We start from the raw sequence: 13,438 nt of genomic DNA, 5'->3' as shown, positions 1-13,438 counted from the left end.
TTTCACTATTTGTGATGGATGAATAAAAAAGAGAATTAGAACTTCATTGGCCGATGTACCTTCCTTTCATAATTTCACCTTTATTGTATGCATTTGGATGTTAGTTTGTCAAATCATTCTGTTAATTTTCCTTAAAAATTTGATTATATAGTTTTGCCTTTTCGATTGTTTCTTTGTCATTCACAATCTCTCCTGGTGCATTGGCAGATCCAATTATATAACCTTCAAAGGAAGCATCGACAAAATCAAAAATGTACTGGAACTGTGCAATGAGCGGAAGTGCTTTTAATTTTGGATTGTCGCCGCCGACAATGACAACATACATTTTCTTATCTTTCATACGTTCTTTAAAATGAAGGGAGGCATCTCGTAAGCTTTGCGACCAACGATCGACAAAGTTTTTCATATATCCGCTCATCCCGTACCAATAAAGCGGCGTTGCGAAGACAATAGTATCATGCTCAAGCATTCGTTTGACGATGCCCTCGTAATCATCATCAATTGGTTGAAAGCCCTCGGCATCGTGACGCTGGTCTGTAATGGGCTTGATGGTATGATTGCGTAAATATACTTCTTCCGTTTGGACGCCTTCTAACAGCATATGAGTTAATTGTTCTGTATTCCCATTTGAACGTGAACTACCGTGTAAAACGAACATCGTATATCAATTCCTTTCTTTTAACAGCTTAATGTGTTTTTGTAAATTAGCCTCGATATGAGAAAGTAACGAAATCTGCTTTTTTACTTCCGCAAGCTTATCCTCGTAAAGTGTGATGATACTGCTGCACGGGTTATCGTATAAGTGCGGCTCTATTTCTAAACAACGCAATATTCTAGCGGTTTCTTCTAAATTTAGCCCAAGCTGCAAATACATTTGAATGAGCTTTACTTGTTCAATCGTCGTTTCATCAAAATCACGATAGTCATTTGCAAGTCGTTTTGAAGTCAATAAGCCTTTTTCCTCATAATGCCGTAATGAACGTTCGCTTACGCCTGTACGTTTCGATAATTCTCCGATGCGCAAATCTATCACTCCTTCTTTTCTTATTTTAAACCTTCACATTAGTGTAAAGGTCAACGCTGTTGATTCGCAAAGTTTTGCACATGATCTAAAAATACTTGAATCGCTTTAGAAGGAATAAAATATTTTCCCCGTACAATGGAGAACGGGCGCATGAGTTTTTCGTTTGGCACAGGGATGTGACATACTTCACCAGCTTGCAATTCCTTACGTACTGTCCAGTCTGATAAAATGGCAATTCCGAGTCCGGCCGCAACGGCTTCTTTTACACTTTGAATGCTGCTAAATGTGAAGTAACGCTTCATTTTTAAGTGATGGTCGTGAATAAAGCGGTCGCTGTAAGCCCTTGTTCCTGAACCGGTTTCGCGGAGCACCCATATTTGATCTTGCAGCATGTTTGTCTGAATCGGGTTTTTCATCGTCAGAGGATGATTTGGCGGAACGACAAGCTTCATTTCATCCTCCATAAATGATTCTACGTCTACATCTGTGTAGATGACTTGCCCTTCTACTAAGCCAATATCTAGTTGATTCGAGCGAACTCCTTGTAATACCTCTTCTGTATTCGAGATAAAGGTATGAACTTCAACGCGTGGATGTTCCTTTGCATAGTTTGCTAATATTTTAGGAAGAAGATATTCTCCAATTGTAAAACTAGCGCCAATACGCAACGTCCCCGTAACGATATTATGAAGTTCATTAATTTCTTGTTTTGCTTCTTCGTACAGTGTAAGCATTTGTTTTGCATGTATGTATAAAATGTTTCCTGCTTCTGTGACTTGGACATGTTTCGGTGAGCGCTGAATGAGCGTTGTGCCGAATTCATTTTCTAAATTGCGAATGTGCATGCTTACCCCTGGCTGGGAAAGATTCAGCATTTCGGCAGCTCTTGAAAAATGTTTTTGCTCTACGACTGTTACAAAAATTTTTAAAATGTCGGTGTTTATGAGACTCATTCCTTTCGTTTTTTAAATTTTATCGTAACTACTTAGCCATACATTTCATTTAGAAATTTGGTAAGGGGTATGATTCCAGTGAAAATACGCCTCTTATTACCTATAGGAAGTTATGTTCATTTTTCAGCATATAGATTGCTGTTATGAAGATAAAAATGGACATACACCTTGCTGCCTTTCTTTGTTTTCAAACTTTGCGCGTGGCAGGAAAAGGCCCTGACCGCTCCTATACATAGCCAGTCCCTCCCTGGCCATTTAAAATAATACTTTTCTGCCTTTTTTCATAGAGTGACTGAGTAGTTACATTCTATCATAAGTTTTCTTGATGATTGAAATAGCATATTAGTATTAAACTTATGATTAAAATGCTCTTATAATGAAAGTAGAACGAACATGCATGTTACAAGATAGTTATTGGAGTGGTACAAAGTGAATCAAATGATAGCCTTACAAAAGGAGAAGCGTTTCGGATTCGCGCAGGGCATTGGGATTACGTTACTGATTGCTATTGTTGCAAAATACTTGGCGCAGCTTCCATTTTTAAGTATTATGGGCCAATTAGTAATTGCTATTCTAATCGGAATGATATGGAGAGCAACAATTGGTGTACCGAATCAAGCGGTTGCAGGAACAAATTTTTCGAGTAAAAAACTACTGCGTCTAGGGATTATATTACTCGGTATGCGATTAAATTTAGTTGATATTGCGAAGGCTGGTCCAAAGGTGTTGGTCATGGCCGCAATTGTCATTACATTTACGCTTACTGTTGTATATGCATTAACACGTTTTTGTAAAGTAGAGAAGAAACTTGGCATTTTAACGGCATGCGGAACAGCGATTTGCGGGGCGGCAGCTGTTGTGGCAATTGGACCGCAAGTAAAAGCAAAGGATGAAGAGGTCGCAGTTAGTGCAGCGATCGTTGCGATTTTAGGAACAATTTTCACATTAGCATATACATTGCTGTATCCTGTGCTTCATTTGTCTCCGTATGGATATGGTGTTTTTTCTGGGGCAACATTGCATGAAATTGCTCATGTCATTGCAGCGGCAGCACCTGGTGGAAGTCAATCGGTTGATATTGCGGTAATTATGAAGTTAACGCGCGTTGCCTTTCTTGTACCTGTGGCCATTTTAATTGGCATATGGTTTCAGCGTGGAGAAGAAACGGGGCAAAAAAAATCTTGGCGTGACATTCCGATTCCTTGGTTTATTTTTGGTTTCTTAGCAGTGAGTGCGTTTCATTCATTAGGAATTGTACCTGAAAAAATCGCAAGCGATATCGTTGTTGTTTCTTACATGCTTATGGCTATGGCCATGGCTGGGCTTGGCTTAAATGTAGAATTTAAGACATTTCGTAAGCTAGGAACGAAAGCATTTGTTGCAGGGCTCATTGGATCGGTATTACTTTCTGTTCTTGGGTATACGCTTTTATATGTGTTGCATTTTGTGTAGAGGACTTGCTGAGCAAGTCCTTTTTTTATTGGGGATTTTGTAAAGATATCTTTACTTGTGCTGGAAAATATTTATAATAAAAGTAAAGATATCTTTACTTTTTAAGGGTGGATTCTATGGTGCAAAACAGAATTAAAGAATTAAGAAAGCAAAATCATATTACGCAAGTTGAGATGGCAAAAGCAATGCAAGTGACGCGTCAAACAATTGTTGCGATTGAAAATCATCATTACAATCCGAGTTTGGAGTTGTCATTAAAGATTGCGAAGTATTTTAAGATGAGTGTGGAGGAGATTTTTACGTTGGAATAGGGGGATTGTGATGGAAAGTTATAAATCACTGTACATAGGGACTTTTTTTGGGTTGGTTATAGGGGATATTCTATTATTTATGATGGATTCTTCTATACCGAAGATACCTGTATTACTGAGTAATGTTTTGATGATTGTATTTGTGATTTTATACGCTTATTACAAAAAGAAAAAGTTTGAACGTGAAGAAATTCCTGAGATTGATGAAAGGGTACAAGACAATATAAAGAGATACTTAAATATTTCTTTTATGATGTCATTCATTATTCTCATTTTCTATATTGGCATAAGTAAAATGGTCGGTAGAGAAACATTACCAATACAAGAAATGTTTCTTATCTGCTGCGCTTTGATGGTTGGGAGTTTTATTGTTGCAATGGCATTTGGAAAACGAGCGTGATAGGGTGCAGTGAGAATGAATAATGGTTTTGAAGGAGATATGAATCATGAAAAGACGAGTCGATGAATACGAATGGCATATAACAGGAAAAGCTTCTAGATACACCTTTCTGTTTTACAGTACATGCCTATTAATTTGGGCATTTTACGACATGATATCGAAAGGGAAAAAAGGTTGGGAGTTTCCAATTATGGCAACTGGTAGTGCAATCTTTTTTGCGATTTGTGCATGGGAGAAACGAAAACTTAAAAATCTTGAAGATGATGAATAAGAATGATTTCGATAAGAGCTGTTTACAAGAAGATGTAAACGGCTCTTTTTTATAAAACCTCTTGAAACTAACGTTACGTCACCTTTTATAATGAAAAATGAGAGGGTGATGGAAATGATTTCTATTCAACAGTTAACGAAGGAAACAAGTGTTACAGTAAGGACGCTTCGGTATTATGATCAGATCGGTTTGTTAGAGCCGAGCGGAAAGACGGAAGGCGGACATCGGTTATATAGTAAAGCTGATGTGGTGAAGTTACAACAAATTTTATTTTTTAAAGAAATGGGTTTTTCATTAAAAGAAATTATGAATATGTTAGAAATAGAGAGTCCTATTTTCAAGGATGTTTTGCAAAAGCAATTGTTGTTCGTGCGAGAAGAACAGAAGAAGTTTTCGCGTATGGAGAAAATGCTACAAGCTGTTTTGTATTCTACTGAGCTGGAAGGCGAACTTAATTGGGATATTATGTTTGAGCTTATGCAACTTTCGCAGCGGTCCCCGCGAATGCAGCAGCTATTTCAGCAACAAGTATTTTCACAGAAAGAAGAACATTTGCTTAAAAATTTGCCAAACATGAGTGAGCAAAATGCAGAAGTGCAAGAGTGGATTATTCTATTAAAGCGAATGCGGCAACTCATGCAGAAGAAAAAAGCACCAAGTGATGCGGAAGTACAAGGAATTACTGGAATCATTTTAGAAAAATGCAGGGAGATGGCAAACGGTGATGAGGCGTTTTTAGATAAATTGTGGGAAGTACGTAAATCAAAAGAAGAGTCGAAAAGGATGAATATGTATCCAATTGAAGAAGAGCTTTTGCAGTATATGGATACGGCTTTTGAAGTGTATATAGAAGGAGAGGAGACATAATGAATATACTAATCGAGTATCGCTGGGCATTTTTAATTGGCGCTGAAATTGTGTTTTGGAGTGCAGTGATTAGTTTCTTTTTGTTAAGGTATGCTTTTCAACTGCATAAAGCAAGTTTCATTGTAGGGATTGTATTATTGTTAAATGAATTATTTATTTTAACGTTAGGTGTCGTTGATTATTATGAAACAGGGAAGTTTTCTCAATTTCAAATTATTATCGTCATCATCTTATTGTATGCTGTTTTTTACGGAAAGAAAGATTTAAGGAAGCTAGATTTACGTATACAACGAATGATTGCAAAGTGGCGGGGAGAAGCACTGCCAATGACACAAGAGGAAGTAGAATTAACAGGCTGGGCATATACGAAGCAAGAGTTGTTACATTGGGGGATTCACTTTATTGTATTTGCGGGTGTGCACATTGTGTTTTTCTTTCTGTATGGATTAGTACCACTTGAAAACATATCAAGTTGGGATGCTGATATATTTTTAAATGAAACTGTGAATCGTGTAAGTAAAGTGTGGAGAATCGTTTTCGGTGTAGATACGTTTATTACGCTTTCTTACGTTGTTTTTCCGAAAAAGAAAAAAGAAGTGTTGTCCCGTTAAAGACAACACTTCTTTTTATTAGGCAACGTCTTCTTTTTGACCATCTTTCAGCGTACTATTTTTATAACCGTAGCTGAAATATACAACTAATCCGATAATTAACCAAACGACAAAGCCAATCCATGTTGTTGCAGGAAGTTGTAATGTTAAGTATCCGCAGAATAGAATTGCTAATATCGGAACCAATGGTACGAATGGTACTTTAAAAGCACGCGGCAAGTCTGGTTGTTTTTTTCGTAAGATGATAACGCCGATTGATACAACGATGAATGCGAATAATGTACCGATGTTTGTTAGCTCTGCTAGCTTGTCCAATGGAACAAATCCAGAAAAGAAAGCAACCATAGCTGCTGTAATCCAGCTGTTCATAACAGGTGTTTGCGTTTTTTGATTTACGCGAGAAAATGCTTTTGGTAGTAAGCCATCGCGGCTCATTGCATAAAATAAACGAGTTTGTCCATATAGCATAACGAGTAATACTGTTGTAATCCCAGCAATTGCTCCTAAAGAGATAAGTCCAGCAACCCAATCTTGATGAATATATTGCAAAGCATATGCAACAGGGTTCTTTACGTTTAATTGGTTGTAGGGAACGATTCCTGTCAATACTAATGAAACAACGATATATAAGATTGTGCAGATTGCTAAGGAAGCAATAATACCAATTGGCATATTACGCTGTGGATTTTTTACTTCTTCAGCAGCTGTTGATACAGCATCAAATCCGATATAAGCAAAGAATACAGTTGCTGCTCCAGTTGTTACGCCAGAGAAGCCAAATGGCATGAATGGCGTCCAGTTCTCAGGTTTTACATAGAAAGCACCAACGCCGATGAATAGAAGAACAACAAAAATTTTGATAGCTACCATAATGGCATTGAAGCGAGCTGATTTTTTTGCGCCTCTTGTTAATAACAATGTCATGATAAAAATAATACAAATTGCTGGTACGTCTACGTATGTGCCAGCTGCAGGATTATAAGCGCTGGTTAAAGCGTGAGGCAATTTAATACCAAATCCAGCTAATAATCCTTGGAAATATCCTGACCAACCAGATGCAACGGCTGAAGATGCCAATCCGTATTCTAGAATTAAGTCCCAACCTAAAATCCAAGCAATGATTTCTCCAAATGTTGCATAGCTGTAAGTGTAAGCACTACCTGATACCGGTACAGTTGAAGCAAATTCGGAATAACATAATGCCGCAAATACACAGGCTAAACCGGATAAAATAAACGATAAAATAAGTGCTGGTCCTGCATGTTTTGCTGCTGCAACGCCGGTAAGAACGAAGATGCCTGTTCCAATAATAGCGCCGACTCCTAACATTGTTAAATCAAATGCACCTAGCTCCTTTTTTAAAGAAGCGCCTTTCTGCTGCGATTGCGCTAGCAGTGCAGAAATCGATTTTTTTCGAAATAGATCCATATAAGCTCCCTCACCCTCTAGTTGTTGTAATATTCTGAACTTTACGTTCGATTTGTCGTATAATGTCGAATCTTTAAACGTATTGTAATATGAAAAGTGGGTGTTGTAAATATTAATTTTTTAGAAAATTCTACCTATACAAAAAATAATTCATTGTCGAATTGTTTATCGAATATTTGTTCGTTTTTTGGTTTTTTCATGAGTGTTCGTGTTAAAATAAAAATACAGATTTTTTACGAGGAGGGCGGATTTATTTGGAACATCAATTTGAAATTGTCTCAGAATATTCTCCGCAAGGTGATCAGCCAAGAGCGATAGAGCAGCTGGTAGCTGGGATCAAAAATGGTAAGAAACATCAAGTGTTGCTTGGAGCGACAGGAACGGGTAAGACATTTACGATTTCAAATGTCATTAAAGAAGTGAAGAAGCCAACACTTGTAATGGCTCATAATAAAACGTTAGCAGGACAGCTATACAGTGAGCTCAAAGATTTCTTTCCGAACAATGCGGTTGAATATTTTGTTAGTTACTACGACTATTATCAACCGGAAGCATATGTACCACAAACAGATACATTTATTGAAAAAGACGCAAAAATTAATGATGAGATTGATAAATTGCGTCACTCAGCGACATCGGCTTTATTTGAAAGAGATGATGTTATTATTGTAGCGAGTGTGTCTTGTATTTACGGTTTAGGTTCTCCAGAAGAATATAGTGAGCTTGTTGTTTCTTTACGCGTTGGTATGGAGAAAGATCGTAATCAATTGCTTCGTGAACTTGTTGATGTGCAGTATGGCCGTAATGATATTGACTTCCAGCGTGGGACGTTTCGCGTGCGCGGTGATGTAGTTGAAATTTTCCCGGCATCTCTTGATGAGCATTGTATCCGAATTGAATTTTTCGGTGATGAAATTGATCGTATCAGGGAAGTAAATGCATTAACAGGTGAAGTATTAGCAGAACGTGAGCATGTGGCAATCTTTCCGGCATCTCACTTCGTTACACGCGAAGAAAAGATGAAAGTTGCCATCGAAAATATTGAAAAAGAATTAGAAGCACGCTTAAAAGAATTAAATGATAACGGTAAATTGTTAGAAGCGCAGCGGATAGAGCAGCGGACACGTTACGATTTAGAAATGATGCGTGAGATGGGCTTTTGTTCAGGGATTGAGAACTACTCCCGTCATTTGACGCTTCGCCCAGCTGGTTCAACACCGTATACATTATTAGATTATTTTCCTAAAGATTTTCTCATCGTGATGGATGAGTCGCATGTATCAGTGCCACAAGTAAGAGCGATGTATAACGGAGATCAGGCGCGTAAGCAAGTGCTTGTTGATCATGGATTTCGTCTGCCATCAGCGCTTGATAACAGACCGCTTATGTTTGAAGAGTTTGAAGAGAAAACGAATCAAGTTGTGTATGTATCAGCAACGCCAGGTCCATATGAGCTTGAGCATTCACCAAAAGTGGTGGAACAAATTATTCGTCCAACAGGGCTTTTGGATCCAAAAATTGATGTTCGTCCAATAGAAGGACAAATTGATGATTTATTAGGAGAAATTCATGACCGAATTGCCAAGAATGAGCGAGTGCTAATTACGACATTAACAAAGAAAATGTCGGAGGATTTAACTGATTACTTGAAGGATGTTGGCATTAAAGTAAACTACTTGCATTCTGAAATCAAGACGTTGGAACGAATTGAAATTATTCGCGATCTTCGATTAGGAAAGTTTGATGTGCTTATTGGCATTAACTTACTTCGTGAAGGACTGGACATTCCCGAAGTATCGCTTGTAGCTATATTAGATGCAGATAAAGAAGGATTCCTTCGTTCAGAGCGTTCGCTTATTCAGACGATTGGTCGTGCAGCTCGTAATGCAAACGGTCATGTTGTGATGTATGCAGACCGAATTACAAAATCGATGGAAATTGCAATTGAAGAAACGAAGCGTCGTCGTCAAATTCAAGAAGCATATAATGAAAAGCATGGCATTACACCGAAAACAATTCAAAAAGAGGTGCGCGATGTCATCCGTGCAACGATGGCTGCGGAAGATACCGAAACGTATGAGACAGCACCACTAGTTTCTAAGAAAATGACGAAAAAAGAACGAGAAAATGTAATTGCAAAAATGGAAGCGGAAATGAAAGAAGCTGCAAAAGCGCTTGATTTTGAGCGAGCAGCTGAGCTTCGTGATTTATTATTAGAACTAAAAGCAGAAGGGTGAAGGCAATGAGTAAAGATTTTATCGTTGTAAAAGGTGCGAGAGCCCACAACTTAAAAAATATAGATGTCACCATTCCGAGAAATCAGCTTGTTGTTGTAACAGGGCTATCCGGTTCAGGGAAATCGTCGTTAGCGTTTGATACGATTTATGCAGAAGGACAGCGCCGTTATGTAGAATCGCTATCGGCGTATGCACGTCAATTTTTAGGGCAAATGGATAAACCGGATGTCGATGCAATTGAAGGGTTATCGCCGGCGATTTCAATTGACCAAAAAACGACGAGTCGCAATCCGCGTTCAACAGTTGGAACGGTGACGGAGATTTATGATTATTTACGTTTATTATTTGCGCGTGTCGGAACACCGATCTGTCCAAATCATGGCATTGAAATTACATCGCAAACAGTTGAGCAAATGGTAGATCGTATTTTAGAATATCCAGAACGTACGAAGCTGCAAGTGCTCGCACCGATTGTATCGGGACGTAAAGGTGCGCATGTGAAGCTATTAGAAGATATTAAAAAGCAAGGATATGTCCGCGTTCGCATTGATGGAGAAATGCTTGATATATCGGAAGAAATTACGTTAGATAAAAATAAAAAACATTCCATTGAAGTCGTGATTGACCGTATTGTGGTGAAAGAAGGAATTGCAGGTCGCCTTGCCGATTCATTAGAAACGGCTTTGAAGCTTGGTGAAGGCCGCGTTTTAATTGATGTGATTGGAGAAGAGGAGTTGCTGTTTAGTGAGCATCACGCTTGTCCGTATTGCGGGTTCTCCATCGGTGAACTTGAGCCGCGCATGTTTTCTTTCAACAGTCCGTTCGGTGCGTGTCCGTCTTGTGATGGACTTGGTTCAAAGTTAGAAGTAGATCTTGATTTAGTCATTCCAAACTGGGATTTATCATTAAACGATCATGCAATCGCACCTTGGGAGCCAACAAGCTCACAATATTATCCGCAATTGTTGCAGTCTGTTTGTAACCATTATGGCATTGATATGGATGCATCAGTAAAAGATATTCCGAAGCATTTGTTTGAAAAAGTGTTGTACGGAAGCGGAGAAGAAAAAGTGTATTTCCGCTATGTGAACGACTTTGGTCAAGTGAAGGAAAGCGAGATTATTTTTGAAGGTGTAGTTCCGAACATTGAGCGCCGTTACCGAGAAACGAGCTCCGATTATATTCGTGAGCAAATGGAAAAATATATGGCGGAGCAAGCTTGTCCAAAATGTAAAGGCGCTCGTTTGAAACCGGAAACTTTAGCTGTTTTTGTAGGTGGAAAAACGATTGCGGAAGTGGCGCAGTTTTCTGTGCAGGATGCGCACGAATTCTTTACAAATATCGAATTAACAGAAAAGCAACAAAGTATTGCGAAGCTGATTTTGCGCGAAATTAAAGAGCGTCTTAGCTTCTTAATTAACGTGGGACTTGATTATTTAACGCTTAGCCGTGCAGCTGGAACGTTATCGGGCGGAGAAGCGCAGCGCATTCGCTTAGCGACGCAAATTGGTTCGAGCTTAACAGGTGTATTATATATTCTTGATGAACCTTCTATCGGTTTACATCAGCGTGATAACGATCGCTTAATTCAAACACTGAAAAATATGCGTGATTTAGGAAATACACTTATCGTTGTTGAGCATGATGAAGATACGATGATGGCCGCGGATTATTTATTAGATATTGGTCCTGGTGCAGGTATTCATGGCGGGCAAGTTGTTTCAGCTGGGACGCCGCAAGAAGTGATGCAAGACGATAAGTCTTTAACAGGACAATACTTATCCGGTAAAAAGTTTATTCCAGTTCCGTTAGAGCGTCGTAAAGGTGATGGTCGTAAGATTGAGGTTATTGGGGCAAAGGAAAATAACTTAAAAAATGCGAAGATGTCCTTTCCGCTCGGTACATTTGTTGCTGTAACGGGTGTATCTGGTTCAGGAAAAAGTACATTAATTAATGAAGTGTTATATAAAGCAGTGGCTCAAAAATTATATAAATCGAAGAGTAAGCCTGGTATGCATAAGGAAATTAAGGGCCTTGAGCATTTAGATAAGGTAATTGATATTGATCAATCACCAATTGGTCGGACGCCGCGTTCTAACCCAGCAACATATACAGGTGTGTTTGATGATATTCGTGATGTGTTTGCGCAAACGAATGAAGCAAAGGTGCGCGGTTATCAAAAAGGCCGCTTTAGCTTTAACGTAAAAGGTGGCCGCTGCGAAGCGTGCCGCGGTGATGGAATTATTAAAATTGAAATGCACTTCTTACCAGATGTGTACGTTCCATGTGAAGTTTGTCATGGAAAACGTTATAATCGTGAAACACTGGAAGTAAAATATAAAGATAAAAATATTTCTCAAGTGTTAGAGATGACAATTGAAGATGGGGTAGAGTTCTTTGCTAATATCCCAAAAATTAAACGTAAGCTCCAAACGCTTGTGGATGTAGGGCTTGATTATATGAAGCTCGGTCAGCCGGCAACGACGTTATCGGGCGGAGAAGCACAGCGTGTGAAGTTAGCATCTGAGCTGCACCGCCGTTCAACAGGCCGCACGTTGTACATTTTAGATGAACCGACAACGGGGCTTCATGCACATGATATTGCTCGTCTGTTAAAAGTGCTTCAGCGTCTTGTTGATAATGGTGAAACTGTACTTGTTATTGAACATAACTTAGATGTCATTAAAACGGCAGATTATCTGATTGACCTTGGTCCTGAAGGCGGAGATAAGGGCGGACAAATTGTTGCTACAGGTACGCCGGAGCAGGTTGTGAAAGAAGAGCGATCTTACACAGGAAAGTATTTAAAAGGTGTTTTAGAACGTGATAAAGCACGTATGAAAGAAAAAGTAAAAGAAGTAGAATTAACACAGTAAAGAAACATGTAACAGAGGGGCTGTGCTTCTCTGTTACATGTTTTCTGCTATATACAACATCCAAAGGGGATGAGGATGTGGATTCTACCGAAAAAGTGTTAGCCTCTTGTTGTTATTTTAGTATTTTTGTGGCTCCGCTATTATTTCCGATCATTGTATATTTTGTTGTTCCTCATGAAGAAGTGAAATGTCATGCAAAGAAAGCTTTCATTTCGCATTTACTACCGTTCTTTTGTTTATTTCTCATTTTTCTACTTGTATTTGTTATGAACACACCAGAACAAATTGGTGCAATCGTGCTTATTGCGATGTTGTTATTTGGATTTGTGAACCTTGTTATTTTCATCTGGAATATTGTGAAAGGTGTACAATTGCTTGTGAATGAGTAAATAAATTTAAAGAAGAACTGTTCGTAAGAGGAATCTTATGTGTGTTTTCATTTCATTTGTTCTTGGTAATCTTTGCGGATTTCAAGTATTATTGTTGGTATATGTAGTTTGGGTATTCATTGTCCCTAGTGAAAAGGAAGTGTAAAGAACATGAGATGGATTATATCACTTATTGTAAACAGTATTGTGCTAATCGTTGTATCAGGTCTTCTCAAAATATTTGCACCAGGTGCGTTTGAAATAGCAAATATACAAACAGCAGTGATTGCGAGCGTTATTTTGTCTCTTCTAAACGTATTTGTTAAACCGTTATTAATTTTAATTACGCTGCCAATTACTGTGTTAACATTTGGGTTTTTCTTAATTGTTATTAATGCGATTACGCTAGAAATTACAGATTCGATACTTGGTGATGCGTTCAATTTATCTGGATTTGGCGCAGCGATTATTGCGGCAATTTTCATTTCAATTTTAAATATGTTAATTGAGAAAGTGATTATTGAACCGTTATATGAGAAAGAATAATCGGAAGGCAGAAAGTATCCGACAAAACGTAAAACATTTTGCGCAAAGCGTGGAATGTTTTTTTCTTTTTCAAAAGAAAGCGTGTTTCGTGTTT

14 protein-coding genes are annotated in these 13,438 nt (G+C 38.4%); 10 read left to right on the top strand and 4 right to left on the bottom strand.

Annotation, left to right across the window (positions count from 1 at the left end; all coding sequences use genetic code 11):
* Positions 1-121: 121 nt before the first annotated feature.
* Genes BM350_RS19210 through BM350_RS19200 form a run of 3 tightly spaced genes read right to left on the bottom strand, consistent with a single transcriptional unit; the run spans position 122 to position 1,968 of the window.
* Complete coding sequence (locus BM350_RS19210; RefSeq protein WP_090915912.1) at positions 122-658, bottom strand: flavodoxin family protein; 537 nt, start codon at positions 656-658, stop codon at positions 122-124.
* Positions 659-664: 6 nt separating this feature from the next.
* Positions 665-1,024, bottom strand: coding sequence for a MerR family transcriptional regulator (locus BM350_RS19205; protein ID WP_090915914.1), 360 nt, complete (start codon positions 1,022-1,024; stop codon positions 665-667).
* Positions 1,025-1,074: 50 nt separating this feature from the next.
* Complete coding sequence (locus BM350_RS19200) at positions 1,075-1,968, bottom strand: LysR family transcriptional regulator (RefSeq protein ID WP_090916130.1); 894 nt, start codon at positions 1,966-1,968, stop codon at positions 1,075-1,077.
* Positions 1,969-2,406: 438 nt separating this feature from the next.
* Here BM350_RS19200 and BM350_RS19195 point away from each other — a divergent pair, with 438 nt between their 5' ends.
* The 6 genes from BM350_RS19195 to BM350_RS19170 all read left to right on the top strand — a co-directional run bounded on the left by BM350_RS19195 (position 2,407) and on the right by BM350_RS19170 (position 5,889).
* A complete protein-coding gene (locus BM350_RS19195; RefSeq protein ID WP_090915915.1) occupies positions 2,407-3,429 on the top strand; it encodes a YeiH family protein in 1,023 nt (340 codons plus the stop codon).
* A gap of 116 nt (positions 3,430-3,545) precedes the next feature.
* The gene (locus tag BM350_RS19190) at positions 3,546-3,740 is read left to right on the top strand and encodes a helix-turn-helix transcriptional regulator (RefSeq protein ID WP_090915916.1); all 195 of its coding nucleotides are present in this window, start codon (positions 3,546-3,548) and stop codon (positions 3,738-3,740) included.
* Positions 3,741-3,750: 10 nt separating this feature from the next.
* Positions 3,751-4,140 carry a hypothetical protein gene (locus BM350_RS19185; RefSeq protein ID WP_090915917.1) on the top strand — a complete coding sequence of 130 codons (390 nt, stop codon included), beginning with the start codon at positions 3,751-3,753 and terminating at the stop codon, positions 4,138-4,140.
* A gap of 46 nt (positions 4,141-4,186) precedes the next feature.
* The gene (locus BM350_RS19180; protein ID WP_090915918.1) at positions 4,187-4,411 is read left to right on the top strand and encodes a hypothetical protein; all 225 of its coding nucleotides are present in this window, start codon (positions 4,187-4,189) and stop codon (positions 4,409-4,411) included.
* 108 nt (positions 4,412-4,519) lie between these two features.
* Positions 4,520-5,278, top strand: a complete 759-nt coding sequence (locus tag BM350_RS19175) for a MerR family transcriptional regulator (RefSeq protein ID WP_090915920.1) — start codon at positions 4,520-4,522, stop codon at positions 5,276-5,278.
* Positions 5,278-5,889 carry a hypothetical protein gene (locus BM350_RS19170; protein WP_090915922.1) on the top strand — a complete coding sequence of 204 codons (612 nt, stop codon included), beginning with the start codon at positions 5,278-5,280 and terminating at the stop codon, positions 5,887-5,889. Before BM350_RS19175 ends, BM350_RS19170 begins: the two co-directional genes overlap by 1 nt.
* An 18-nt stretch (positions 5,890-5,907) precedes the next feature.
* On the opposite strand, the gene BM350_RS19165 is transcribed toward BM350_RS19170, so the two are convergent.
* The gene (locus tag BM350_RS19165; protein WP_090915924.1) at positions 5,908-7,317 is read right to left on the bottom strand and encodes a branched-chain amino acid transporter BcaP; all 1,410 of its coding nucleotides are present in this window, start codon (positions 7,315-7,317) and stop codon (positions 5,908-5,910) included.
* Between the two features lie 254 nt (positions 7,318-7,571).
* On the opposite strand from BM350_RS19165, the gene uvrB reads away from it, so the two are divergent.
* The 4 genes from uvrB to BM350_RS19145 all read left to right on the top strand — a co-directional run bounded on the left by uvrB (position 7,572) and on the right by BM350_RS19145 (position 13,344).
* Entirely contained in the window at positions 7,572-9,554 is a 1,983-nt protein-coding gene (gene uvrB, locus BM350_RS19160; RefSeq protein ID WP_090915926.1) for an excinuclease ABC subunit UvrB, read from the top strand.
* Between the two features lie 5 nt (positions 9,555-9,559).
* On the top strand, positions 9,560-12,430 hold the full coding sequence (uvrA, locus tag BM350_RS19155; protein ID WP_090915928.1) for an excinuclease ABC subunit UvrA: 2,871 nt from the start codon (positions 9,560-9,562) through the stop codon (positions 12,428-12,430).
* A gap of 77 nt (positions 12,431-12,507) precedes the next feature.
* The gene (locus BM350_RS19150) at positions 12,508-12,819 is read left to right on the top strand and encodes a magnetosome magnetite crystal formation protein family (RefSeq protein WP_090915930.1); all 312 of its coding nucleotides are present in this window, start codon (positions 12,508-12,510) and stop codon (positions 12,817-12,819) included.
* A 150-nt stretch (positions 12,820-12,969) separates the two neighbouring features.
* Positions 12,970-13,344, top strand: coding sequence for a phage holin family protein (locus BM350_RS19145; protein WP_090915932.1), 375 nt, complete (start codon positions 12,970-12,972; stop codon positions 13,342-13,344).
* Positions 13,345-13,438 lie beyond the last annotated feature (94 nt).

This window comes from Bacillus sp. 103mf (assembly GCF_900116295.1).
Classification (GTDB): domain Bacteria; phylum Bacillota; class Bacilli; order Bacillales; family Bacillaceae_G; genus Bacillus_A; species Bacillus_A bruguierae.
This window is presented reverse-complemented; position numbering and strand designations above follow the sequence as displayed.